General features: G+C 68.0%; 23 protein-coding genes. 15 read left to right on the top strand and 8 right to left on the bottom strand.

Annotated elements, in window-relative coordinates; translation table 11 throughout:
* Positions 1–33 precede the first annotated feature (33 nt).
* From EV652_RS13875 to EV652_RS13885, 3 genes are all read left to right on the top strand, one after another.
* Complete coding sequence (locus EV652_RS13875; protein WP_132209497.1) at positions 34–1,542, top strand: sulfatase family protein; 1,509 nt, start codon at positions 34–36, stop codon at positions 1,540–1,542.
* A 155-nt stretch (positions 1,543–1,697) separates the two neighbouring features.
* Positions 1,698–1,940 carry a DUF2188 domain-containing protein gene (locus tag EV652_RS13880; protein ID WP_132209498.1) on the top strand — a complete coding sequence of 81 codons (243 nt, stop codon included), beginning with the start codon at positions 1,698–1,700 and terminating at the stop codon, positions 1,938–1,940.
* Positions 1,941–2,089: 149 nt separating this feature from the next.
* The gene (locus EV652_RS13885) at positions 2,090–2,539 is read left to right on the top strand and encodes a hypothetical protein (protein ID WP_132209499.1); all 450 of its coding nucleotides are present in this window, start codon (positions 2,090–2,092) and stop codon (positions 2,537–2,539) included.
* 313 nt (positions 2,540–2,852) lie between these two features.
* Here the strand turns inward: EV652_RS13885 and EV652_RS13890 are convergent, their stop codons facing one another.
* The gene (locus EV652_RS13890; protein ID WP_132209500.1) at positions 2,853–3,425 is read right to left on the bottom strand and encodes a helix-turn-helix transcriptional regulator; all 573 of its coding nucleotides are present in this window, start codon (positions 3,423–3,425) and stop codon (positions 2,853–2,855) included.
* A 350-nt stretch (positions 3,426–3,775) separates the two neighbouring features.
* On the opposite strand from EV652_RS13890, the gene EV652_RS13895 reads away from it, so the two are divergent.
* Positions 3,776–4,768 (top strand): YqeB family protein, encoded by a 993-nt coding sequence (locus EV652_RS13895; RefSeq protein WP_132209501.1) that lies wholly within the window; start codon positions 3,776–3,778, stop codon positions 4,766–4,768.
* A gap of 12 nt (positions 4,769–4,780) precedes the next feature.
* Positions 4,781–5,353, top strand: coding sequence for a GNAT family N-acetyltransferase (locus EV652_RS13900; RefSeq protein WP_132209502.1), 573 nt, complete (start codon positions 4,781–4,783; stop codon positions 5,351–5,353).
* Positions 5,354–5,388: 35 nt separating this feature from the next.
* On the opposite strand, the gene EV652_RS13905 is transcribed toward EV652_RS13900, so the two are convergent.
* On the bottom strand, positions 5,389–5,850 hold the full coding sequence (locus tag EV652_RS13905) for an ATP-binding cassette domain-containing protein (protein WP_242001750.1): 462 nt from the start codon (positions 5,848–5,850) through the stop codon (positions 5,389–5,391).
* A 23-nt stretch (positions 5,851–5,873) separates the two neighbouring features.
* Positions 5,874–7,085, bottom strand: coding sequence for an alpha/beta hydrolase family protein (locus EV652_RS13910; protein WP_199238171.1), 1,212 nt, complete (start codon positions 7,083–7,085; stop codon positions 5,874–5,876).
* Positions 7,086–7,214: 129 nt separating this feature from the next.
* Here EV652_RS13910 and EV652_RS13915 point away from each other — a divergent pair, with 129 nt between their 5' ends.
* The 4 genes from EV652_RS13915 (at position 7,215) to EV652_RS13930 (ending at position 11,305) form a co-directional block, all read left to right on the top strand.
* Positions 7,215–7,592: a hypothetical protein gene (locus EV652_RS13915; protein WP_132209503.1), complete on the top strand. Its 378-nt coding sequence runs from the start codon at positions 7,215–7,217 to the stop codon at positions 7,590–7,592.
* 97 nt (positions 7,593–7,689) lie between these two features.
* Positions 7,690–8,712 (top strand): LacI family DNA-binding transcriptional regulator, encoded by a 1,023-nt coding sequence (locus EV652_RS13920; RefSeq protein WP_199238172.1) that lies wholly within the window; start codon positions 7,690–7,692, stop codon positions 8,710–8,712.
* 135 nt (positions 8,713–8,847) lie between these two features.
* Complete coding sequence (locus EV652_RS13925) at positions 8,848–9,948, top strand: glycoside hydrolase family 172 protein (protein WP_132209505.1); 1,101 nt, start codon at positions 8,848–8,850, stop codon at positions 9,946–9,948.
* 10 nt (positions 9,949–9,958) lie between these two features.
* On the top strand, positions 9,959–11,305 hold the full coding sequence (locus EV652_RS13930) for a glycoside hydrolase family 32 protein (protein ID WP_132209506.1): 1,347 nt from the start codon (positions 9,959–9,961) through the stop codon (positions 11,303–11,305).
* On the opposite strand, the gene EV652_RS13935 is transcribed toward EV652_RS13930, so the two are convergent.
* Positions 11,295–11,951, bottom strand: coding sequence for a response regulator (locus EV652_RS13935; protein WP_132209507.1), 657 nt, complete (start codon positions 11,949–11,951; stop codon positions 11,295–11,297). The genes EV652_RS13930 and EV652_RS13935 overlap by 11 nt on opposite strands.
* Positions 11,948–13,090, bottom strand: a complete 1,143-nt coding sequence (locus tag EV652_RS13940; protein ID WP_132209508.1) for a sensor histidine kinase — start codon at positions 13,088–13,090, stop codon at positions 11,948–11,950. Before EV652_RS13940 ends, EV652_RS13935 begins: the two co-directional genes overlap by 4 nt.
* A gap of 161 nt (positions 13,091–13,251) precedes the next feature.
* Between EV652_RS13940 and EV652_RS13945 the strand changes: the two genes are divergently transcribed.
* Positions 13,252–15,426 carry an MMPL family transporter gene (locus tag EV652_RS13945; protein WP_132209701.1) on the top strand — a complete coding sequence of 725 codons (2,175 nt, stop codon included), beginning with the start codon at positions 13,252–13,254 and terminating at the stop codon, positions 15,424–15,426.
* On the opposite strand, the gene EV652_RS13950 is transcribed toward EV652_RS13945, so the two are convergent.
* Positions 15,416–15,892, bottom strand: a complete 477-nt coding sequence (locus EV652_RS13950) for a pyridoxamine 5'-phosphate oxidase family protein (RefSeq protein WP_158441157.1) — start codon at positions 15,890–15,892, stop codon at positions 15,416–15,418. The genes EV652_RS13945 and EV652_RS13950 overlap by 11 nt on opposite strands.
* 166 nt (positions 15,893–16,058) lie before the next feature.
* Positions 16,059–16,187 (bottom strand): hypothetical protein, encoded by a 129-nt coding sequence (locus EV652_RS45785; RefSeq protein ID WP_255512594.1) that lies wholly within the window; start codon positions 16,185–16,187, stop codon positions 16,059–16,061.
* Between the two features lie 13 nt (positions 16,188–16,200).
* Between EV652_RS45785 and EV652_RS44025 the strand changes: the two genes are divergently transcribed.
* From EV652_RS44025 to EV652_RS13970, 5 genes are all read left to right on the top strand, one after another.
* Positions 16,201–16,362: a hypothetical protein gene (locus tag EV652_RS44025; protein ID WP_158441158.1), complete on the top strand. Its 162-nt coding sequence runs from the start codon at positions 16,201–16,203 to the stop codon at positions 16,360–16,362.
* Positions 16,363–16,487: 125 nt separating this feature from the next.
* The gene (locus EV652_RS13955) at positions 16,488–18,725 is read left to right on the top strand and encodes a sulfatase-like hydrolase/transferase (RefSeq protein ID WP_132209510.1); all 2,238 of its coding nucleotides are present in this window, start codon (positions 16,488–16,490) and stop codon (positions 18,723–18,725) included.
* Between the two features lie 173 nt (positions 18,726–18,898).
* Positions 18,899–19,165, top strand: coding sequence for a hypothetical protein (locus EV652_RS13960; protein ID WP_132209511.1), 267 nt, complete (start codon positions 18,899–18,901; stop codon positions 19,163–19,165).
* Positions 19,162–21,507, top strand: a complete 2,346-nt coding sequence (locus EV652_RS13965; RefSeq protein WP_132209512.1) for a TOMM precursor leader peptide-binding protein — start codon at positions 19,162–19,164, stop codon at positions 21,505–21,507. Before EV652_RS13960 ends, EV652_RS13965 begins: the two co-directional genes overlap by 4 nt.
* Before the next feature lie 9 nt (positions 21,508–21,516).
* Positions 21,517–22,323: a SagB/ThcOx family dehydrogenase gene (locus tag EV652_RS13970; RefSeq protein ID WP_132209513.1), complete on the top strand. Its 807-nt coding sequence runs from the start codon at positions 21,517–21,519 to the stop codon at positions 22,321–22,323.
* Here the strand turns inward: EV652_RS13970 and EV652_RS46005 are convergent.
* Positions 22,320–25,304, bottom strand: a complete 2,985-nt coding sequence (locus EV652_RS46005; RefSeq protein WP_132209514.1) for a helix-turn-helix transcriptional regulator — start codon at positions 25,302–25,304, stop codon at positions 22,320–22,322. The genes EV652_RS13970 and EV652_RS46005 overlap by 4 nt on opposite strands.
* Between the last annotated feature and the right edge of the window lie 34 nt (positions 25,305–25,338).

The raw sequence follows: 25,338 nt of genomic DNA on the forward strand, positions 1-25,338 counted from the left end.
ACACCACCGCTGTGGACAAGGTGAGGTGAAGGTATGTCCTCCCCCAACATCGTCTTCATCATGTCCGACGACCACGCTGCGCACGCGATCTCGGCGTACGGGAGCAAGGTCAACGAGACCCCGCAGCTGGACCGGCTGGCCGCTCAGGGTGTCCGGATGGATGCGACGTACTGCACGAACTCCATCTGCTCCCCCTCGCGGGCGTCGATCCTGACCGGCACCTACAGCCACATCAACGGGGTCGCCTCGATCTTCACCGAGATCGACTACCGCATCCCGACCTTCGCCGAAGTGCTGCACGACGCCGGCTACCAGACCGCGTTGTTCGGCAAGTGGCACCTCGGCGAACGACCCGAAGCGGCGCCGCGGCACTTCGACGCGTGGAAGGTCTTCCCCGGTCAGGGGGAGTACGTCGACCCGCTCATGATCGGCCCGGACGGCTCCGAGACGGTGCCCGGATACGCCACCGACATCGTCACCGATCAGAGCATCGACTGGATCCGGGACCGCGACCAGGACCGGCCGTTCCTGCTGCTGGTGCATCACAAGGCGCCGCACCGGCCGTGGGTGCCGGACGAGAAGCACAAGGAGCTCTACCCGCTCGGTTCCATCCCGGAGCCGAGCACGCTCTTCGATGATCACAGCACCCGTAGCCAGGCCGTCCGTGGCGTCCGGATGTCCGTCGCGGACGACCTCAGCTCGGACGAGCTCGGTGAGGACCTGCCCGCTGAACTGCGTGGGCCGTCGCGGCGGGTGGACCGCATGCGGTGGAAGTACCAGCGCTACCTGCGCGACTACCTGCAGTGTGTTCAGTCGATCGACGACAACGTAGGCCGGTTGCTCGACGTCCTCGACGAGGAGGGCCTGACCGAATCGACCGTGGTCGTCTACACCTCCGACCAGGGCTTCTTCCTCGGTGACCATGGCTGGTTCGACAAGCGGCTGATGTTCGACGAGTCGCTGCAGATGCCGATGCTGATCCGCTGGCCTTCGTCGATCCCAGCAGCAAGTAGCTGTGATGCGATGGTCACCAACGTCGACTTCGCCGCGACCTTCCTCGACATGGCCGGCCTGGACCCGGCCGCGGCGTTGCCGACCTCCCAGGGCCGCAGCTTCCTCCCGCTCCTGCGCGGCGACCAGGTCGACGACTGGCCCGACGCCGTGTACTACCGCTACTGGGAGCACGACGACCCGATTCACCACGCACCCGCGCACTACGGCGTACGGACGAAGGATCTCAAGCTCATCCATTACTACGGCGCCGGCCTCGGCGTACCCGGTTCGTCGGACCACCTCTTCGAACCCGAGTGGGAGCTCTACGACCTCCGCACCGACCCGGAGGAACTCGTCAACGTCGCCGACAACCCGTCGTACGCCGAGATCCGCGCCGCCCTCACCACCCGCCTGGCCGACCTCCAACGCCACTACGCCGACACCCCCTACGAAGGCACCACAACCCCACGCCCCACTTGGTCCTGGGCCGACGAGAAGTCCCTCCAGTCAGTAGCCGCCTACACCAGAACCCTCCGCTCAGACGCCTGAACGCCGGTCGGGACCGGGGGTCCCTTGGCTGAGGGACTTTCGGCCCTGTCGGCGGCTGGGCAGTGATGGTTCGATCCTCTACAAGCCTGTCGGTTATTGGATCGGAATATCGCAGTGTCGCGTATGTGGCCGGTCATCAGAACGCGGAGTTGCCGATGCCCAGACATCTTGAAGCCCCACTGTCCGAGGTCGACGCTGCGGTCGAGACGTACTACCGCGACGGTTCGTGGCACACGCGGCGCGGTGACTGCACCCGGCCGTTCGCTTCCGGAACGCGGCGGGACCGGCTGATCACGGTCGGTGTGGAAGTCGCGCGCTGGAACGGCCTGCGGCACATCATCCGGGACACCGACGGCACCATCGTCGAGGTCAACCTCTACATCACCTCCCCCTGCTGACTCGTCTACATCGCCTCGCCCACTGACTCCGGCCGGAGGGTTCCGGATCCGGACATCTGCGCACTCCCCGGCGCCGGATCCGGTTGCGTAGGTCGTGCCAAGGAGAACTCCTTCGCACAACCTTCGAAGCACAAGATCAAGGGGAGATCATGAGGATTCAGCGTTCGATGGTCCGTGGTATCGCCGTACTGGGCGCAGCGGTGTCGGCAGGCGTGATGGCTCCAACCGTCAGTTCGGCGGCACCCGCGCAGGAGTCCGGTTCCACCAAGACTCAGGCGGCCGCCGTACAGACGGCGCCGACGGCGACCCGAGGGGCGAACGTGACGGTGTGCAAGGCGTACGGCGGCACGATCCGGGGCTGCGCCGGGTTCCAGGCGTACGACGAGATCCTGGCCGTCTGCGACCGTCGCGCGGACGGCCGCCGGGTCGTGGGCCAGGCGTACTGGGCGGGCAAGATCCGGGCCACGGTGGAGGACAGGAACGGCGCGACGAAGCCTTGCTACGGCAAGGACCTCAGCATCGCCGAGGGCACCGCGGTCTGGGTACGGGTCTGGGTCGAGGGCGTGGGCTTCACCCGCTGGTACCGCGGCACTGCCTGACAGCTGACAACACCATCCCGGGCCTGTCCGCCGACATCGGCGGGCAGGCCCCAGCTTTGTCTGACAAGCATCGCCGGACAACACCAGGACTTGCCCGACAAGCAATGGCCGACGCCACCAGCACTTGCCTGACAAACCTCGGCGCATGGCACCTGGACTTGCCTGACAAACCTCGGCGCATGGCACCTGGACTTGCCTGACAAACCTCGGCGCATGGCACCTGGACTTGCCTGACAAACCTCGGCGACAGCGCCTCGGACTTGCCTGACAAGCATCGGTGATAGACGTCGAGGCCGTGACCCGGACCGAGGGTTCAGAGCCAGCCGCGGCGGGCGACCTCGAGGCCGAGCTGGAACCGGCAGTCGACCCGCAGCTTGCGGCACAGGCCGGCGACCTGCCGGCGCACGGTCCGGTCGGTGACGCCGAGCTCGCGCGCGATCGCCTCGTCCGTCAGCCCTGCGGCGAGCAGCACCAGAACCTCCCGGGACCGCTCCCCCAGCCGGTCGAGCGGATCGGCCTCGCTGATGTCGACGGCCTCCGACTGCTCCCAGGTCGCCTGGAACACCGCCTCCAGCGGCCGCACGTACTCTTCGGACCGGATCAGCAGCGCCGCCTGGGTCATCGGCGTCCCGAGCACCGGGATCAAGGCCGCCGAGCGATCGGCCAGCATCATCTGCGTCATCGGCAGCTGTTCCGCGGCCCTGAGCTCCTCACCGAGACCGACAACGGCTCGCAGGTACCCGCGCATCAACGCACCCTCCGGCCCGAGCAGTCGCTTGCGGAGCCGGACCGTCTGCATCCGGATACCCCGCGTCACCAGCTCCGCCGTGCGCTGCGCCGAGGCGGTCTGGTCGCCGTGCGGCAGATGGCTGTGCAGCGACCGCAACGACGTACGGCAGGTCCCGACCAGCCTGTCGCGTACCGCGTCGATGTCGGCGAATCCGTCCAGCCGGACGATCTGTGGATCGTCACCGCCCTCCGCAACGGAGCACAGCCGCCCACAACAGCGCGCGCAGCCTCAACTCGACATTCGGCATGTCGCCCTCCCCCGAGGTCCGTCGGCCTACCCCCAGTAGGCCGACGATTCACTAGCCAAGGCGGTCGGCGACCGAGTGTCAACCGTCATCCGCGTGCAGGCTGGTGCCGCTGTCCTGTTCCGGACACCACGCGTCGTGATGACCCGCTGACCCAGCAAGTGGATAGCGTTCCCGGAATCAGGACTTCCCGGAGGTTGCTATGACGGGTCAAGCGACGGTCGTGCACGCTCGCAAGACCGTGACGCCGCGCCCGCGTGCCCAAGTCGGTTTGGCAGTTGTACTTGCCGTGTTTGCCGTACTGGAGCTGATGAATGGCGACCTGGTAGTGGCTCTGGTCATTGCGGCCGGCGCTGTCCTGGTGCTGCCGAGCACGTACGGCGTGGCGCGGCGTGCGGCGAGGCGGCAGCCGGACTGGATCGAGGTGCGGCCGGATCGGATCGTCGCCGTCCGGTCGACCGGGGCGAGCTGGGAGCTGCTGCGCGCCCCGGACAGCGTGCTGCAGGTTCACGACGTCGACGGGCATCCGCAGCTGTCGATCAGCGGCAACGGGTCGATCCCGCTCGCCCGGTACGACGTCGACGAGATAGGCCGGGCGGCGCGGGCGAACGGTTGGCCGTGGACCCCGCCCGGCAGTACGACTCCGATCGGGTCGACTCAGGCCGGGTCGACTCAGGCCGGGTCGACTCCGGCCGCGGACGCCGTACCGCTTGCGCCCGACGAGACGCGCATCCAGCTCCGCGACGGGTCCAGCCAGCTGCCCCAATTGATGGCAAAGCTCTCGCCGGGTCTGGTGATCGCACTCGCCATCTGTGTCGCCGTGGGGGCGGTGGCGATGGGCTTTGCAGGCGTCTCGCCGACCGTGACTGTCATCAGCTTGATCAGCGTTGCGGTCGCTCTCGGCCTCGCCATCGCCGCGGTGGCGATTGTGTCAGTACGGCTGGATTCGCTGGCCATCACGATCACGCCGCAACGGGTGACGCTGGCCCACGGCACGCAGACATCACAAGTGGTCCAACGCACCGCCGTCGCCACCGCGACCGTGGGATCCCGTTGGGCCCGGCTCCGCGACCCCAATGGCAAGGCCCTGCTCTGGCTGCCATTGAGGCCGCGGCGCGACGACGTACTCAACGCGCTGGCCCGCAACGGCTGGCCGACCAGCGAGTCCCCGGGCGGACTCCGCCGTCATCTCTGACATGGTGGTGGTATGGCCATCGAGGTTCGTCCGGCTTCAGTCTTCGAGGATGTTCGCGCCGTGCTCGGCCCGAAGTCACCCAACTCGAACGTCTGCTGGTGCCTGAGCTACCGGATCCCGTCCAAGCTCAACAACGAGCTCCACGGTCCGGCCCGCGGTGAGTACGTCGCCGAACTGTGCAAGGCGGAACTCTCTCCCGGCGTGCTCGCGTACGACGGTGACGAACCGGTCGGCTGGGCCGCGGTCGCACCGCGCTCGGAGACCTCGTTCGCCCGCAACCGCAAGATCCCGCACGTCGACGATCTGCCGGTCTGGTCGCTGTGGTGCGTCCGCGTCCGTCCCGGTCACCGGAAGCAGGGGATCTCACACGCGCTCATCTCCGGCGCCGTCGAGTTCGCCCGCGACCACGGCGCACCGGCAATCGAGGCGTACCCCCTCGACAACGGTGACGCCAAGGTCGACCTGACGATGGCATACCCCGGCCTGCGCAGGAACTTCGAACGCGCAGGCTTCACCAAGGCCGCCGACACCACCTCGGTCCTAGCCGGCCACCCTCGCATCCTGATGCGCCTCGACCTCAGCTGACCCGGCGGCGGTAGTCGGCTCCACACTCTGGATCGTCACCGTCCCGAGTATTCAGACCGCTCCACTCCCCCGGATTCCCCCACGGGAGGGACGCAACTCCCGCCCAAGGCTGAGCCGTGGCCAATCAGCTGAATCCGGAGGAGTTGCCGGTCGTGCGAGGCAATCACCACGGCCGCTGGAGTTGTCTGCAGCGCCTCGCTCAACTCGTCGACCAACGTGATCGACAAGTGGTTGGTCGGTTCATCCAGCAGTACGACGTGAGGCCGCGCAGCCAGCAGGATCGCCAGGTCGAGGCGCCGCTGCTGCCCGATGGACAGCTCGGCAACCGGCCGGGACGTGTCCCGTGACCCGAGCACACCCAAATGCCCGAGCGAGACCCGATCGGTCTCCGTCAGCTTCCCCGCACTCACCATTCGGCCAAGCGCCGCGTCGTACGCATCGATGGCACGGCGGCGCGACGGCGGCGGCGACTCCTGACCGAGCAGTCCGCCGCGCACGAGTGGTGCAGCGGGTGGGGTATTCAGCGGGTGAAGACCACCTCGGGGTGTTTGGGTGAGGGGTGGTTCAGGATCGGGTGGGGTAGGCCGCGGAGGAAGTGATTGAAGAACGCCGCCAGGTACGCGCGTTGGGCTCGGACGCTGCCGGCCGGGTCGACGGTGCCCAGGAATCCGGTCACGACCTCCTTCGGCAGGTCGTACCTGGCGGCGATGGCCGGGACCGAGAACTGGTAGTCCGCGAAGGCGCCGTGTGTGCCGGTCGGGATGCTGAGGTCGAGTTTCCAGCCGCGCTGGGTGGCCCAGAAGCTCATCCAGGAAGGATCCTCGAGTGGTCCACCGGGCAGATGCGAGTGGCCCTCGGAACCGAACAACAGGAACGGGCGATCCAGGCCGCGCTTGGCCGATTCGCTCAGTTCGCCCTTTGGGAAGCCGTACTGCAGCGTGCCGTCAAGGCTGACGCCCGCCGTGATCCGTCGGTCGATGAGCATCGTCTCCGCCGCGGTGAATCCGCCCGCGCTGTAGCCGAACATCCCGGTACGACGCAGATCGAGCGCGTCGGCCAGCCCGACCGGGAGCCGATCCCCATTGTTGCCGTCGGCAAAGTCATCCAACGTGTCCAGCACGAACCGGGTGTCCGCCACCCGGGCGTCGATCGCGGTCCGGACACCGGTGCCATCCGTCGGGAGGAGAACGGGCGCCACGGATCCGTCCGGGAACTCGACCGGCGCCTCACCCGTGTGGTCGATGGTCACCACGATGTACCCGCGGCTGGCCAGCTCCTCGACGTGATTGGTCCCGAGGATCCGCGACGTACCGAGCCCCGGTGAGTACAGGACCACCGGACGCCGTCGTCCCAGCGCCGGGGCGTTCCGGCGTGCGTGCGTCGCCGTACGGGCGTAGTCGACCTGCCCTGGGCGGAGCCCCAGGGTCACGGCAACCTCATCCGCCAGCTGGACAGCCGCTTTCGGCGGTGCGTAGAAGGCCTGGGGTCCGACGGGGAGCGCCGGGTACCACAGGCTGATCATCAACTCGCGAACCCGGCCGCTCCCCCACGGATCCACGCGGCGATTGTCGACAAGGCGTACGTCGACCGTCCCGATCGGGTACGGACCGGTCGGCCGCGGCAACTCCAAGCGGTAGCCGGCCTCGGCAGCCTCCGCCGTCCACGGGACTGCTGACACCGCAACCCCGGAGGCAAGCAGACCAAGGGCCGTACGGCGACTCATCGTTGTCATACCGCGATGCTCCCCGCCGCCATCTCATCGCGAATCCACCTCAAGTCGGACAGGCAAGTGTCAACGTCAGACGGACTCACATGCTGCACGAGCCTCGTAAGTTGGCCGACTCAACCAGAAAGGAGCAGCATGCGATTCCGTGCACGTACCGCACGTTTCCTGTTCGCCGGCCTGCTACTGGTGGGTGCCGGCGCCGTCGTCGGAGCACCGACCGCGGCGGCCGGATCGAACGAGTCCGTGGTCACCGAGAGGGGATCGGTTGCCTGGTACCACGACGGCGACAAGGTCGTCGTCTGCGACGCCAAGGCGGACGGCCTCTCGATCGAAGCCAACTATCGCCTGGCCGGTGGCACCACCCCCGGCCGCGTCCTGCACGTAGCGGGCGCGGGCAACTGTGACAGCAAGATCTGGGACAAGACCGAGGGCCAGAACATCCAGATCCGGATGTGCTACCGGGACGGTTTCGTCATCACCAAGTGCAGCAACTGGCAGGCCGCCGAAGCCTGACCGCGGTGGGGCCGGCGGCGGCTAACCGCTTGCCGCCGGCCCCGCGTGGGCGTGAGATGCTGAGCGGGGCGGGTGGGGGTCGAGCTAGGACGGGATGATGGGCAAGCGGCGGGTGACGTCGACGGATATTGCGAAAGCGTCCGGGGTGTCGCGGTCGGCGGTCTCGCTCGTTCTCAACGGCCGTGGCGCCGGCATGGTCGACGCGGAGAAGCAGGAGCGGATCCGCGCGATCGCCCGCGAGATGGGATACGTGCCCAACGCATCCGCGGTGAACCTCCGCCGGCAGCGGACCGCGACCATCGGCCTCGTCACCGACGCGATCGCGAGTGCACCGTTCGCCGGTCCACTCCTGTCGGGAGCGAGTGACGTTGCGCTCGAGGCCGGCTACATGATCCTGACGATCGACACCTGGCAGCATCCGGCGTACGTCGACGGCGCGATGACGACGCTGCGAGCCCGCGATGTCGACGGACTGATCTACGCGGACGCCGGCCTGCGACAGCTCGACCGGCTGGACGCGCCGCCCGGCCTGCCCTTGGTCATGGCCAACGCGTACGTCGCGGACAACTCCCTGCCGGCCTTCATCCCCGACGACGAGGGCGGCGGTCGGTCCGCCGCCGAACTCGTGCTCGAGGCAGGCCACCGCCGGATCGCCTTCATCACCGGCAACTCGGACTCGCCGGCCACGCAGGCACGGATCCGCGGATTCACCGCCGCGATGAACGACGCCGGACTGCCGATCGAGGACAGCATCATCGCGGCCCGCTACAGCGTCAGCTCCAACCACGCGGCCGCGCTCGAACTCCTGCGCCGCCCTGATCGGCCGACCGCGATCCTGGCCGCGAACGACCGTGGTGCGACCGGCGTGGTGCTGGCCGCGGCGTCACTCGGGCTCTCCGTCCCGCGCGACCTGTCGGTGGTCGGGTACGACGACGAGCAGTTCCTCGCCGCCGAAGTACCGCCTGGCCTGACCACGATCGCCCTGCCGCACCGCGAGATGGGCCAACGCGCCACCGCCGAACTCCTGGCCCGCATCGCCGGCGAAGACCACGGCGAAGGCGGCACCCAAAGACTCCCCTGCCTGCCGGTGATCCGCGGCACCGTCACCTCCCCGGCCTGACCCACGGGAACGGGCGTTCTGATCGCGGAACCAGCCTTGACACTGCCGACCTAACACCTGTTAGGTACTGCGACAGACCTAACCGGTCGAGAGGGCGTCCAGCGCAGACAGTCGGATCGATCAAGCGAGGTGCTCATGACAGATTGGACAGCGCTGACCCGATCGCCCGGCCGGCGCCGGAGCCGATCCATCAACGCAGAGAACCCAACCGGTGCACCGGGCCAGGCAGCGACGGCGGCCTCAGCACTCGGCCCCTCTCGCAAAGGCCGTCCGGCCATCTCCCTCGACTCAGGCCAGACCGCCACGCTGGCCGACATCGACGGCCCCGGCGTCATCCGCCACATCTGGATGACCGTCCCCGCCAAGACCTCGGCCGGTCCGTGGGTACTGCGGGACCTCGTTCTGCGGATCTGGTGGGACGGCGAGGACGAGCCGGCGGTCGCCGTACCGCTCGGTGACTTCTTCTGCAACGGATTCGGTCAACGCACGCTCGTCACCTCGGTGCCGATCGTGGTCGCGCCGACTGGTGGGATGAACAGCTACTTCCCGATGCCGTTCCGCAGTCACGCCCGGATCGAGCTGACCAGCGAGCATCCCGGCACCGTCGGCGGGATCTACTACCAGATCGACTACACGGTGGACGACGTACTGGACGCGGACACCGCGCGCTTCCACGTGCACTGGCGACGGAGCAACGCCTCCACCGCGCCGGGCGAGGACCACGTCATCCTCGACGGAGTCGTTGGCAGCGGCAACTATGTCGGCACGTACATCGGGCTGACCGCGCTGGAACGGTACTGGTGGGGCGAGGGCGAGGTGAAGTTCTACCTCGACGACGACGATGCCTACCCGACCCAGTGCAGCACCGGCCTCGAGGACTACGCCGGTGGTGCCTGGGCCTTCCAGGACGCGCTCCGCAACGATCCGCCGCCGGTGCCGCTGACCTTCAGTGCGCCGTACTGCGGGTATCCGTTCTACTCGGCCGAGGACACCACCGGCGCCTCGCCGTTCGCGACCAGCACGCTCCAGTCCCACGGCATGTATCGCTGGCATCTGCCGGATCCGGTGATCTTCCATCAGCGACTGCGGATCACCCTGCAGCAGATCGGCGCCTGGGACCACGGGCACTTCGAACGATCCGACGACATCACGAGCGTCGCGTACTGGTACCAGGTGCCCGGTGGCGCGAACGACCTGCCGCCATTGCCGCCGCGCGAGTACCGCCGTCCGCGCTAGAAAGGCTTCCGTGACCGACTATCAGGAGACCAACCGCGGTCAGCTCCACTTCAGCCCTCGACGCGGCTGGATGAACGACCCCAACGGGCTGCTCCACTACCGCGGCACCTACCACTTCTACTTCCAGCACAACCCGTACAGCCTGGTCTGGGACACCATGCACTGGGGCCACGCCACCAGCACCGATCTGGTCCACTGGCAGCAGCAGCCCAACGCTCTCGATCCCACCGTCCATCCCGGCGAACTGTGGTCCGGCGGCGGTGTGGTCGACGTACGGAACACGTCCGGGCTCAAGGACGGGGACCACGATCCGATCCTGGTCTTCACCGGCACCCAGGGCGTGCGAGTGTTCTACAGCCTCGACGGCGGCATGACCTTCACGCCGTACGACGGAGGTCGCGTCGTGGCGCAACCGAGTGGCCATGAGAGCCGGGATCCGAAGGTCATCTGGCACCAGCCGACCGAGCGCTGGGTGATGGTCGTCTGGTCCGACAACAACGGCAACGGCGTGGACTTCTTCGTGTCGCCGAACCTGCGCGACTGGGAACGGACCAGCCGGTACGTAGCCGACTGGTTCTTCGAGTGCCCCGACTTCACGCCGATGGAACTGGACGGCGAGATCACCTACGTACTGCGGGACGGCCGCGGATCGTACGTCGTCGGCGACTTCGACGGCCGCGAGTTCACGACGTCCTGGACGGCGCCGCAGACGATCACAGTCAACCCCGGACCGGCGGCCGGCCCTTATTACGCAGCCCAATCCTTCGACAACATGCCGGACGGCCGGGTCGTCACCATGGCCTGGCAGGGCCAGAACCGCGGCTCGACCTGGACCGGCAACGCCAGCTTCCCAGTCGAACAACGCCTCGTCTCCATCCCCGACGGGCCCCGCATCCACAGCGAACCAATTGACGAGATCCGTTCACTCCGCCGAGCGACAAGAAACTGGGGCCCCACGCAACTTTCGCCGGACACCACCCTGCTCGCCGATGAGTTCGACGAGTCCGACGAAGCCGCCGAATCCTTCGACCTGGAAGCCACCTTCGACCTCACCGACACAGCCGAAGGCTCCTTCACCTTCCACCTCCGCCGCGGCGTCGACGTCACCTACAACATCGCCGCCGAAGAACTGAACGGGCACCCGCTCCGCCCCTCCCCCAACGGCACCCTCACCCTCCGCCTCCTGGTCGACCGAGGCCAGTTGGCAATCTTCGCCGCGGACGGTGCCTTCTACGAATGCCTCAACATCGAGTCCGGCAACGGCCTTCGCCTGACCACCGACTGCCCGCTGAAGCTGACCTCGCTCTCCCTCCACCACCTGAACTCCATCTGGGCGGAGGCCCGAGTCAGCGGTTGACGCGGCCTGTTTCGTAGGCCCACATGACGATCTCGACCCGGTTCCGGGCGCCGAGTTTCGTCATGATGCTGGCGAGATGGGTCTTGACGGTGCTGAGGCTAACGTGGAGGTCGCCGGCGATCTCGGCGTTCGTCCGGCCCTGGGCAACGGTGACCAGGACCTGCTCTTCCCGGTCGGTGAGCGGTTCAACGGGTTGAGCCGGCGGGCGCCCACGCTGTACGTCGGAGAACGCGGCGAGCAGCCGGGCGGTGATGCTCGGGGCGATCAGGGCGTCGCCGTCGGCGGCCGCGTGGATCGCCTGAATGAGGAGCGCGGGTCCGGAATCCTTGAGCAGGAATCCGCGCGCACCCGCTTTGAGTGCGCCGTGCACGTACTCGTCGAGGTCGAAGGTGGTGATCACGACGATCGCGAGCGGGTCGTCGACACCGGGACCAGCCAGCTCGCGGGTCGCCGCAATCCCGTCCATACCGGGCATGCGGATGTCGAACAGGCACACGTCGGGTCGCAGCTGCCGGGCGAGTGCCACCGCCTCGTGACCGTCCGCCGCCGTACCGACAACCTCGATATCAGGCTGGGCGTCAAGGATCATCGCGAGCCCGGTCCGGATCAGATCCTGGTCGTCGGCGACCAGCACTCGAATTGTCATCGGGCCGCCCTGGGCAGCGTCGCCTCGACCGTCCAGCCGCGGTCCGGCCCGGGACCCGCCTCCAGGAAGCCGCCGAGGAGCATCGCGCGTTCGGTCATCCCGATCAGGCCGTAGCCCAACGGGTTCCGTGGGGTCGAGCCGCCATCGCCGTTGTCGGAGACGGTCAGCCGGACCCGGTCCGGATCGCCGTCGACGTGGACGTCGATCCGGGTGGCGCGCCGGGCATGCCGTACGGCGTTCGTGATCGACTCCTGCGCGATCCGATAGATCGCCGTACCGATGGGTGATCCGAGGTTCTCGAGGTCGCCGGACAGCGTGAGCTCGACCCGCGGGCGGTCGCCGACGCTGCGGGCGAGCCGCTCGAGGTCGGCCACTCCGGGCTGCGGAGCCAGGACGGCCGAGCCGTTGTCGCGCAGACCGCCGACCATGATGCGCATCTCGGCGAGCGTACGCGAAGCCTCCTGCTCGATCACGGCGAGCGCGTCCAGCGCGGCCGTGGGGTCGGTCGCCGCGACAACCTGCCCTGCCTGCGCCCGGATGGCGATGGCCGAGACGTGATGGGCGACCGTGTCGTGCAGTTCGCGGGCCAACTGCTCGCGCTCCCGAAGCCGTACCTGGTCCAGCTCGCGCATCCGGGACGTCGCCCAGTACCGCACCGCGGCGCCGAGCGTCGCCGGGAACAGCAGGAACATGCTGCCGAACACCGAGTCGACTACCCCGGTGTTGTCGACGGCCAGCCCCATGGCCAAAGCGACCAGGATGACCACCATCCCGATCACGATCTCGCGCCCGGATCCCCAGCGCACGAGCGAGTACGGCAGCATCACCACGCAGATCATCGTGTAGAGCCCAACAGGCCCAGCGGTCGTGAGCAGGCTGGCGATATCGAGGACGATCAGTGCACCGAAGGTGCCGGCCACCACCGCGAGCGGGTGGGTACGACGCCACAGCAGCGCGCAGACGACTCCCACCCCGAGCACGAGAGCGACAGGTCGCCAGGTGAGCGGATCGCGCAAGATGCCTTCGAGAATCGCAGTCGGCACCAGCACCGCGACGAGCACCCAGTCCCGCCACACCCGCGCGGGCGGCTTGGGCGCTCGCGATTCGGCCCAGAGCGCGCGGACGGCGTTGGTCAGCATGACCTCAGCGTAGATACTCCGGGCGGACTGCGGATCAGCCCAAAGTACGGCGCGCGGATCGGCCGGTCGGCCGAGGAAAGTCCGGCTCTTCGCCCGAGGCGCCTCCGGCGGCGCCGTCGACACGATGTGACCACATCTGTCGCTGGAGGGGATCAAGGATGATGTCGAATTCGCTGTACCGGTTGGGCCGGTTCGCCGCACGTCGACCATGGGCTGTCATCGGGGCATGGCTGGTCGTGTCCGTGCTCGTGGTCGCGGCGTCCAGCACGTTCGGTCAAAAGCTCGAGGACTCCTTCGGAGCACCAGGAGTCGATTCCCAGCGCGCGACCGATCTGTTGGCGGCCGCCGGGTCGGATCAGGCAGGTCTCACCGCACAGGTTGTCGTGACACCTCGCGACGATGGTGTGACGTTCTTCAACTCAGCTGCGGCGCGGGCGGCTTTGTCCCAGGTCCAGTCGGCGGCGGCCGAGTTGCCGCACGTGCTGGGGACCAGTGATCCCGCGGGTACGCCGACCGCGACTCCCGGCGTCCTTTCGCCGGACGGCCGGGTCGCGATCATCCGGCTGCAGTATCCGGTGCTCGAGGAGCTGGCCAAGGAAGACCTCGCGAACCTCAAAGCCTTCGCGGCCGGCGCCGGTCAGGATCTTCCGGTCCGGATCGAGCTGGGCGGTGACCTGTTCTTCGCGTTCGAGGAACCCGAGAGCGGACTCGGCGAGGCGATCGGCCTGTTCGCTGCGATTCTCGTACTGCTGCTGGCGTTCGGATCGATCATCGCGATGGGGTTGCCGATCGGCATGGCGCTGTTCGGTCTCGCCCTCGGCATCAGCTCGATGTCCCTCGTCGCCTTCCTGATCGACATTCCGAGCTTCGCACCTGTGCTCGGCAGTATGGTCGGCCTCGGGGTGGGGATCGACTACGCGCTGATCCTCGTCACCCGGCACCGCGAACACCTCGCGCAAGGGCTGACTGTCGAGGAGTCGGCCGGACGCGCTGTCGCCACTGCGGGTCAGTCTGTCATCTTCGCTGGTGGCACTGTCGTCATCGCGATCCTCGGGCTGGCTGTGGCCGGCGTTCCGTTCGTGACTGCCGCTGGGGTTGCCATCGCGCTCATCGTGCTGACCATGGTGGTCGTCTCGATCACCTTGCTACCGGCCTTCCTCGGCCTTGCCGGGCACTGGATCAACCGGCTCGCAGTCCGGAAGGTGGCAGCCTCCCCCGGTGCCGGCTGGCAACGATGGGCAATGCACGTTGCCAGACATGCAACCGCGTATGTCATCGGTGCAACCGTGCTGCTGCTGGCTCTTGCCGCGCCAGTGCTGGCGCTGAGGGTCGGCACACCTGACGACGGTTCCCTCCCCGAGAACCGGACGCAGCGCCAGGCCTACGACCTGGTTGCCGCCGGCTTCGGACCTGGGATCAACGGGCCGTTGGTCATCGCCGTCGACATCTCGAAGGACGCGACCGTCGTACCGCCGCTCCTCGAGGCTGTCCGTGCGGACGAAGGGATCGCGGACGTCACGCCGCCCCAGGTGAATGCCGCGGCAGGGGTCGCGACGCTGGTCGCGTTCCCGACCACCGGGCCTCAGGACGACGCCACGGTGGACACGATCAAGCGTCTCCGCGCGGACGTCTTTCCGGCGGTGATCGGCGAGAGCCCGGCCAAGGCTCACGTCGGAGGTCAGACGGCGAGCCTGGCCGACGTCGGTGACCGGGTCAGGGAACGCCTTCCACTGTTCATCGGCGCGGTGATCCTGTTGTCGGTCCTGCTCCTGACCGTCGTCTTCCGGTCGGTCGTCGTACCCCTCAAGGCAGCGTTGATGAACCTGCTGAGCATCGGTGCGTCGTTCGGGGTGATGGTGATGGTGTTCCAGTGGGGTTGGGGCGCCGACCTGATCGGACTCGAAACGACGGTGCCGATCATCCCGTTCATCCCGATGTTCATGTTCGCGATCCTGTTCGGCCTGTCGATGGACTACGAGGTGTTCCTGCTCTCCCGCATCCGGGAGGAATACCTCAAGACCGGCGACAACGACGCATCGGTCGTCCGCGGTATCGCCTCCACCGGAAGGGTGATCACGTCCGCCGCGCTGATCATGATCTCGGTGTTCCTGAGCTTCGTCCTGAACGACGATCCGAGTACGAAGATGTTCGGACTCGGCCTGGCCACCGCCGTCTTCGTCGATGCCACCATCATCCGCCTGGTCCTGGTGCCGGCCGTGATGAAACTGCTGGGCCCCGCCAACTGGTGGCTCCCCGCCTGGCTGGCTCGCCTCCTCCCCACCCACGACGTACGCCGCCCTGAGCCAGTCACTGACCTCGTCGAACTCAACCGGTAAAGGTGAACCTGGTCGCGTCCTTCGGGAATGCCGACCAGGCAATCACCCGTCGCGGATGTACGACCGTCGGCTCGGCGTAGGCGCTCGCGTCGTGCTGCATCCCGTACTCGGCGTACTTCTCGTTCGCCAGATCAGCGAGCCGCTGCGCCAACTCCGGCGAGGAGGTAGACACCCGCACCTCGCCCTCGACCACCACGACCTTCCACGGATCGGGAAGATGAATCGTCACGTTCGGATTCGCCTGCACCGCCCGCACGTGAACGGTCTCCGGGCTGCCGCCGTAGTACAGCAGGTCATCAACCCACAACCCGTCGACAGGCACCAGGTGCGGACTACCACTCACCCTGTTCGTCGCGAGCCAGTACTGCTTGGCATCCACCAACTGAGCCCGCACACTCTCCCAGCTCATCGTCTTGCTCGTGCGCCCATACCCCTCGGGCAGCACCAACCTCTCCCGAATCGGCACCCCAGCCACCTCCTCACACACATCCTCGCGCGTGGCGTCCATCAGCGACCAGGCCTCGAAGGGGTCAGCACTGACGTGCCCGGCTGGATGATCCAGCCGGGCACCGCTCAACTACAGAGGCCGGGGTCCTACCGCTCAGGTCGTCGGCGGGGCACTGCAGTTGCCGTCAGCAAACTAGCGTGTCGCGGAAGTCGGTGCCTTCGGCACGTAGCGCTGCGGCACGGGCGACGGCGTCGGCCGGGGTGACCACTTCGTTCTTGGCGTAGTAGGTCCAGTCGGTCTGCTGCTGGTACACGCCGGCGCAGTCCATGGCGGACCGTCATGCCCAGTTCCTGCTCGTCGACGTCATCTACGCCCGGATCGCGCAACTCACGCATCCCGGCATCGTCGACGTACTCGAACGGACCGCCGACGCACTCCAGGCGCACCGCCTCCCGCCCCGCCCGGGCCGCAAGCGGGCACGCCAGTAGCCGCCTGTGCGCGTTGGCGAGCCTGTCGTAGCAATCACTTGACAGCGGGATGTGGCGGAGAAATCCTGGCAGCTGTCGCTGCTAAGTGTACTGGTCGGACCAGTGCGCGATCAGGCTGGAGGATCATGAGTGAGAGCCAGGCGTTCCAGGGTCGTATCGGCCTGACACATCTGGATTCCGTGCCGCACTGGTCGCCTGTCCGGACACCAGGAGCCTCGGCGCCGAACGTCGTCTACGTGGTTCTCGATGACGTCGGGTTCGCCGATCTCGGCTGCTTCGGCTCGGAGATCGACACCCCGACGATCGACGGTCTCGCCGCCGACGGGCTGCGCTACATCAACTTCCATGCGACACCGTTGTGCTCGCCGACCCGGGCGTCTCTGCTGACCGGGCGGAACCACCACTCGGTCGGCATGCGCCTGCTGTCCAACCTGGACACCGGCTACCCGAACGGCCGCGGCCACGTCACGAAGGCCGCAGCGACCTTGGCCGAGATGCTGGTCGACGCCGGCTACAACACGATGTGCGTCGGCAAGTGGCACCTGGCTCCGACTGAGCACACCACCGCGTCCGGTCCGTACGATCAGTGGCCGCTCGGGCGGGGATTCGAGCGGTACTACGGCTTCCTCGAGGCCGAGACCGATTGCTTCTATCCCGAGCTCTACTCGGACAACCACGCGATCGAGGCTCCTGGGCGGCCGGAGGACGGCTATCACCTGACCACCGACCTGGTCGACCAGGCGATCTCCTTCGTCCGGGCCCAGACCTCGGTCACGCCGGACAAGCCGTTCTTCCTCCATCTCGCGTTCGCCGCCGCGCACGCACCCCATCAGGCTCCACAGGAATTCCTCGACAAGTACCGCGGTCGCTATGACGAGGGCTGGGACGTCGTCCGGGAGGTACGGTTCGCGCGGCAGAAGGAACTCGGCGTCATTCCGCCCGACACCCGGCTGCCACCTCGCAACGACGGGGTGGACCCATGGGCGAATCTCACCGCCGACGAGCAGCGGCTGTTCGCTCGCCTGCAAGAGGCGTACGCCGCGATGCTCGACCACACCGATGCCGAGCTGCGCCGGTTCGTCGACGCCTTGGCGGCTTTGGATCGGCTCGACAACACCATGCTTGTGCTCTTGTCTGACAACGGTGCAAGTCAGGAAGGTGGCCGGCGCGGCTCGCTCAACCCGGCAGCCTTTCAGAACGGCATCGAACCGGACTTCGCCTGGAACCTGGAGCACCTCGACGAGATCGGCGGACCACGCGGTCACTCGAACTACCCCTGGGGCTGGGCGCAGGCAGGTAATACGCCGTTCCGGCGCTACAAGCAGAACACCCACGAGGGCGGCGTACGGGTACCGCTGATCGTGAGGTATCCCGACGCGATCGCCGACCCCGGCGTGGTCCGCTCACAGTTCCACCACGTCACCGACATCACGCCGACTGTGCTCGACGTCGTCCGTGTGGAGGCGCCGGAGGTCTACCGGGGTGTGCCGCAGCTCCCCATCCACGGCACTCCCCTGACCTACACCTTCAACGACGGCGCGGCGCCGACCCGTCATCGCACGCAGTACTTCGAGATGTTCGGTCACCGCGCCATCTGGCACGACGGATGGAAAGCCGTCGCCTATCACCAGCGCGGCACGGACTACGCCGACGACCGATGGGAGCTGTTCGACACCGCGACCGACTGGTCGGAGTCCGACGACGTCGCTGCCCGCTACCCGGACAAGCTCAACGAGCTCCAGCAGCGGTTCTGGGCCGAGGCAGGCAAGTACGACGTCCTGCCGCTCGACGACCGTGGCTTCGCCGTACGGGCCAAGGTGGCCAGGCCGGGATCGATTCGCGCCCGCCGCCGGTTCGTCTACTACCGTGGGATGCCGCACCTGCCCGCAGCTGCGTGCCCGCCGACGATGAATCGCTCGCACCGCATCACGGCCTTTGTCGAGCGCGCCGCGTCGGACGGTGACGGAGTGCTGGTCGCTCTGGGCGGCGTAGCCACCGGGTTCTCCTTGTTCGTCAAGGACAGTTGTCTGACGTTCGACCACAACTACCTTGGTCAACACACCGTCGTACGCTCCCAATCCCCCATTCCCGTGGGGACGACGGAACTCGCGGTCAGCGTCGAGCAGACCGGAGACCGCACCGCATCCGTGCGACTACTGGTCGGTGCGAAGGAGGTCGCTTCCGGCAAGCTCGACGCCGTACTACCGCACTTCCACGGCTGGGAGGGCTTGGACGTCGGCCAGGACGGCGCGTCCCCGGTCTCGTCCGAGTACGACGACACCTTTCCCTACCAGGGCCAGCTCGACCGCGTCGTGATCGACCTCGAGGACGACGACGTACCGCTGTTCGAAACCGTCGACTAGGACTCAACAACCCTGAGGGCCGAAGCCCTTGTGGGCGTATCTCACCAGGTCAATACTCGATGGCAGGTGGTCGAAGGCCGCCGATTTGGTCGCGGGGGGCGCCGCAAGGGCAGATCAGCCAAGGAGGATTTACCTGACGTCACCTCGCTGCCCAGGGATGTGGAGGGGAAGCGATGTCGATTCCGGAGCTCGAGGACCTCAAGAGAGAGGTCCGGGAAATGCTTCAGAACTTGGAGCTGGTGACCGACGCGGAGTGGCGGAACTACATCAAGGTCCGCGACATTCTGGCGTCCGACTCAGATTCCGGGCTTGGTGATCTGCATGCCGGAGGTGCTTTCAAGTGCGCGATGATGGGAATCTTCGAGACCCAGGCTGGACCGGGTCAGCCCGGCGAGTTTGACGCCGGCACCGTTCAGCGGTTCGCCGACCTCGGCGGATGACCTCGGGGCAGGTGAAGACCGGGCCGTTCATCGTGCCGGTCCCCGGGCTGGACGTCGTCGACGTCTCCTCGTCGAACGCAGCAGGCCACGATGGTCGTCCAGCCCCTGACGCCGTGCTCAGAACGCCGTCGGCGATGCTGCGGCTGGAGCCCGGGGTCGCGCAGTTGGTGCGGGACCGCATCCTGCCGGCGCTCGCCCAGCCGCGAACCCGCGGGGATCTGCTGGACGACCTGTCCGATCTGCCCGCGGCCGAGCTCGACCGGTTGATCGGCTCGCTACTAAGGGCCGGCGTCCTGGCAGAGGTGGACAACGATCTGGATCTGCTACCCAGCTGGCTGTACCTGGTGTCGTCGTCGGCCCACGAGCGGGCGGCGGTCGGCAGGCGGCTGGCCGCGTTACGCGTCGTCCTGATCGGGCGCGCGGATCTCGCCGACGCGGTCCACGCGGCGTTGACCGGGGCCGGGCTCGTGCCCGACCGTCTGGTCCGGGCGCTGTACCCGCGGCAGCGTGAAGATCTGCCGGCGTTGATGGCGGGTGCGGATCTCGTCGTCGCGGCCGGTGATGGCGCGCTTCCGGTTCTGCATTCGTGGGTCAACCAGGTCGGTCTGCAGTTGGACATACCGACGCTGCACGTCGACCTACAGGGTCCCCGGGCGACCCTCGGTCCACTAGTGCTGCCCGGTCGGAGTCCCTGCTACCTGTGCTGGCGGATGCGTGCGCTGGCTTGCGAGGAGGACTTCACCGCTGCGATGGCGCTCGAGGAAGGGCTCGACGCCCTCCGGCCCTCGAATGCCGCGGTCAAGCCGGTGCTGCCGGCACTCCTGCCGCTGGTCACCGGCGCGGTCGTTGCCGAGTTGTTCGCGCACACGCTGGCGATCGCGCCGCCGCGACTGCGCGCCGGCGTGCTCACGCTCGACGCCCTCGGCGGCGCCGAGAAGCTGCATCCGGTGCTGCCACGCCCGGACTGCCCGGCGTGTGCAAAAAAAGGCCGCCGGCCAGAGGCGGCCGTTCAGGCTGACGCTGGTCTAGGCACGACCGACTTCGATGGCATCGAGCGGCTCGCGGTCGATCCACTGTGCGGGCTCATCCGCACGCTGGAGGTGATCCCGAAAGACGTCGACGAGCCAGAGCGACCGCTGATCCTCCGCGCCGAGATCGCGAACGCCAACTTCCGCGCCGGCCGCAATGCCTTCGTCTCCTGCTCGGGCAAGGGCTGGACCTGGCAGGAAGCTCGTGAAAGCGCACTCGGCGAGGCCGTCGAACGGTACGCCGCGATGACCTGGCAACCCGAGCGCAGGCTCACTTCGACGTACGACGGGCTGGATCGGCCCGGGCTGCATCCGCGGGACCTGGTGCTGTTCGCAGATCACCAGTACGACGTCGTGCAGTACCAACGGTGGCGGCCGGAGACCGAACTCGAGTGGGTGCCGGCACAGTCGCTGGTGACCGGCGACGAGGTCTGGATTCCCTTACTGGCAACGCATTTGGGCTACCGCCCGCCGACCGCAGCCGCACTGTTCCCGTCCACGTCGAACGGGTTCGCGGCTGGGCCGGATTGGCCCGACGCCACGCTGCGGGCGCTACTCGAGGTGATCGAGCGGGACGCCTTCGCGATCGCCTGGTCGCATCGGCTCCCTGGCCGGTGTGTGGCCGCCGCCGACGTACCGGACGAACAGACCCGCACGATCGCCGCGGCGCACGCGCGGCGTGGTGTCGAGCTCGTGGTACACCTGCTGCCGACCGACACGTCGACGTCCGTCGCCCTGGCCATCGCGTGGTCGGACCGGGCACCGGCCGCCGTGATCGGCGCCGCTGCCGCGCTGGAGCCGATCGCCGCCGCCCGCTCCGCGGTGCTCGAGGTCATGCAGGTGCGGCCGATGTTGCGTACCAGGCTCCGGCGGTCCGCGGTCCGGGCCCGAGTGGCGGAACTGGCGTCCGCGCCGTCCAAAGTCACGAGCCTCGACGACCACGATCTGGTGTACGCCGACCCGGCAGCGGCTGCCGCCGGGATGCGGTTCCTCCGCGAGGCACCACAGGAGCCGTGGCCGGACTCCGTACCCTCGCTGCTTGCTCAGGGCAACGATAGCCTCGGATCCCTGACCCGATCGCTGGCCGAGGTCGCGCCGGATGTGCTCGCCGTGGACGTCACGCCGCCCGATGTCGCCGGCCTCGGAGTGCGGGTCGTCCGCGGTGTGGTGCCAGGGTTCGTGCCGATCTGGTTCGGTGCGGGCCAAGCCCGGCTTGGCGGCTCCCGCCTGCTGGAGATGCCGGCCAGGATCGGGCTGCGACCGGGGCCGGCGCGGTTGGACGAGCTGAACCTCGATCCGCACCCACTCGCGTGAGGACGGCCAATGACCCCTGACCCCGCCGCCTTCCGCACCAGTCAACCCCTGGCCTGGACCTACCACCGTGGGACCGAGGGTCGGCTGTTCACCACCCCGGAGGCGATCTCGCCGCCACCACAGCCGGGACGGGAGGATCCGACGGCACGGTGGGTGCCGTTGCCGCCCGGCGTACGGGTCGACGCACCGCTGGCCGAACTGATCCGCGACCGCGTGTCCTGCCGCGCATTTCGCGACCGGCCGATCAGCCTCGCGGAGTTGGCCACCCTGCTGCGGGCCGGGTACGGCACCGTTGGAGTGACCGACGACGGCCCGTTGTACATGGTCGACCGCGCGGTGCCGTCCGCCGGTGGGCTCTACCCGCTCGAACTCAGCTTGGTTGTGCGCTCGGTGGATGGCCTGCCGGCCGGGGTCTATCACTACGTGCCGCTCGCGGACGGCCTGGAGCAGGTCCGCGAGCATCCGGTGCCCGCGCCGCTGGTCAGCTACCTGTTCATGGATCAGCCGTGGGCGGCCGAGGCCGCCGTCGTCCTGGTGCTGTCCGCGGTCTGCGGGCGCAGCATGGTCAAGTACGGCGACCGCGGGTACCGCTACCTCTTGCTGGAGGCAGGCCATGTGGCCCAGAACCTCGTCCTCGCGGCGACCGGGCTCGACCTCGGTACGGTCAATCTCGGTGGCTTCTTCGACGACGAACTGTCCGGGCTGCTGGGCCTCGATATCGAGTCCGAGATCGTGCTGTACGGCACGGCCGTCGGCCACCCGTCATCCGGCAACCGCACTGCCCGCCGCGCTCTCGGTCGGCTGCAAGACAGTTAGTCCTGGAGGTTCGTCGACGATTGGTCGAGTCTGACGGCCAGGGCCGCAACCTCGCGACGCGATGACGTCCCGGTCTTGTGCAGCAGGTTCGACACGTGCACGCTGACCGTCTTCTCACTGATGAACAGGGCCTTCGCGATCTCGCCGTACGTCCGGCCTGCGACCAGGTGGGAGAGCACCTCGTGCTCGCGCTTCGTCAAGGAGTCGAAGGGTGCCGGTGGCTGGACGCGTGCGGCCGCCGGTTCCCCGAGCGAGATCCTGCCGACGGCGGCCAGTGTCTCGACCTGGTGCAGCAGGGGGCGCGCGCCGACCTCGACGGCGAAGCGGTAGGCGGATCTCAGCGGTCTGGCGACGACAGCCCGGATGGCTCCCTCGTCGAACAGAGCCTGTGCCCACCGCCAGGAGGCGACCGCCTCGTCCCACCGCAGGCCCGCGGCGTCACACCGGCGTGCGGCGTCCTCCCAGGCGGCTGATGTGGATGTCTGCGCCGCGCCCCTTGCGGCCTCCGCGGTGAACAACGCCTGCATCGCAGGCTGGATCAGATCCTCGGAGCCGCCGACCTCGAAAGCTGGCGGAAGCATGCTTCGGCGCACGATCAGGAGGTCGTCGTAGGCCGCTCGCACCGCCAGGACGTCTTCGCTGTCGCCTCGATCCCGCGCCGCCTCCATCAGGTCGGCCGCGGCCCGTGCACCCCACACCAGCATCTCGTCCGCGTCACGGGTGTCGGCGGCGAGGACTGCCAGCGTTCGTGACATCAGATCGAGGGCCTGCCCGTCCCCGCCCGTGGCGAGCAGATACTCGGCCAGGACGGTCTGCGCTGACAATCCGGCCCGGTTCTCGACGTCCGGCATCAACTCCTTGGCTCGTTGCAGGTGCATTCCCGCCACGTCGAGGTCTCCTCGCCGGACCGACAACGAGGCCGCGCTCAGCCTGACCATTGCGCTCGCATTCGGCATGCCGGCCAGGGAAAGACCCTCACGGATGACGCCATCGGCTTCGGCCAAGCGTCCGAACATCAACAGGTGATGAGCCAGCAGGCCGGCAGCGAAGACCGCCACCGACAGGGCGCCGGCGCCGATGGCGAACGGGAGGAAGTCCCTCGTCAGCTCGACGCAATCCTTGATCCGACCTCGCCGGCCCAGGTAGTTCTGCCTGATCACCAGAGTCCGCCAGATCAGTTCGGGGTCGCCGGTCAGTTGGGCGTAACGTAGGCCTGCCGCGGTATCGGGATCGGAACGCTCACCGTTCGCATCGACATTTCCACGAACCGCGTAGGCCAGACCCAGCGCCGCGTTCGACCCTGATCGATGGGCTGCCTGGACCGCGTCCTCGCCGTACCTACGAGCGATGTCGGGCTCGTTGTTCCACCATTGACACCAACTCAGATACGCGAGTGCGTCGGCGTACTCCGCACTGTCGGGAGCCGCCCGGCTCAGCTCGACCGCGTGCTCTGCCTCGGCGATCGGTCTGCCATTGGTTCGGCCGGTGGCCCAGGCGGAGTCTGCCCAACGCCTCAGCAGCCGGCAGGCGTGAAGCGGGTCGGTGCGCTCGTCTACGAGTTCGAGCGTGCGGGACCACGCCGCGAAGCTCGCCTCGCCGTCGCCGAGCAGATCGTCGGCCCGGGCAACGCGCTCCCAGAGGTCCAGCTCACGATGCCGGCCCGCACTGTCCCCGCTGTGGACCATCGGCCAGATACGCACCGCCCGGCGCAGATGGACGGCCTCCTCACGGGGCGCTCTGCTCGCCTTCGCGAGCTCGGCTGCCCGAAGCGACGCCTCCAGGCATGCCTGCAGATCCCGTGCGCGCTCGTAGTGCTGGGCCAGATCGCCCTGCCGTTGCACCTCGTCGAGGCCGGTGGCGGAACGAGACGCCAGCGTCTTCGCCCACGCGGCGTGGACGGGTTCGGCCTCGCCCGGGACGAAGGTGGCGTACAGGACCTCGGCCAGCAGTGGATGCCGGAACCAGAACCTGTCAGGACCGTGCACCACGCTGATCCCGGCGCTGGTCGCCTCGACAAGCGCGGCCGTCAGCGCCTCGGGCCCGATCCCACCTGCCGCCGCGACCTCCCTCAGGTCCTCGATCGACGTCGGACGCCCCGCGACCGCCATCACCCGCATGACTTCCCGCCCCGGCGCCGAGAGCCGATGCCAGGCGGCCAGCAGCGCTCCCGTCAGCTCCGCCGGCAGATCGGCGGGCAGCCCTGCGGCGGTGCTCGTGACGCCCTGGACCAGCAGTTCACTGAGGTACGGATTGCCGTCGGATCGTCGTACGACCTCGTCCACGAGGCGGTGGTACGGGGAACCACCCAGGAGGAGCGCGAGCTGTTGCTCGGTCTCGTCCCAGCTCAGCCTGTCCAGCCGGATGTCCGTCACCAACGGCAACCGCCGCAGGTCGGCCAGCCAGGTGTACAACGGATCACCGGACGCGAGCTCCTCGTCCCGGTAGGTGGCCAGGACCGCCAACCGCTGGCCGCGGAATCCGGCAACCAGGTAGGCCAGCGCATCGCGGGATGCCAGATCGGCCCACTGCACGTCGTCCACGACCAGAACCGTCGGACCGTGCGAGGCGATCGCCATCACCAGCGCATCCACCACAGACAAGAGCCGGACCCCACTGTCGGACGCGTACCCGCCCAGCGAAGGCAACAACTCCCCCGCGGCCGGAACAGCATCAAGTACCTCGGACAGTTGGTGGGGTTCGGCGGACTCCACCCAGCCCTCCAACGCGCCGATCAGCGGAACGTACGGCGCGTCCACGGCTCCGAAACGGACGCATCGGCCCCACAGGACGAACACGCCTTTCGCAGCGGCCTCGTCACACACTGCTCTGACCAGACGCGTCTTACCCACGCCGGCCTCGCCGTGCACGAACACCGCGCCCGGCCGTCCGTCGACCGCTCCCTGGATCGCCGCCCCGAGAATCCCCCGCTCCTCGATCCGGCCGGCCATCCCAGACGAGCTCGCGATCGCTGCCCCTCCCACGGCCCCCAGTCTGACCCCATTGGGCCGGACTGTC

This window comes from Kribbella steppae (assembly GCF_004342025.1).
Classification (GTDB): domain Bacteria; phylum Actinomycetota; class Actinomycetes; order Propionibacteriales; family Kribbellaceae; genus Kribbella; species Kribbella steppae.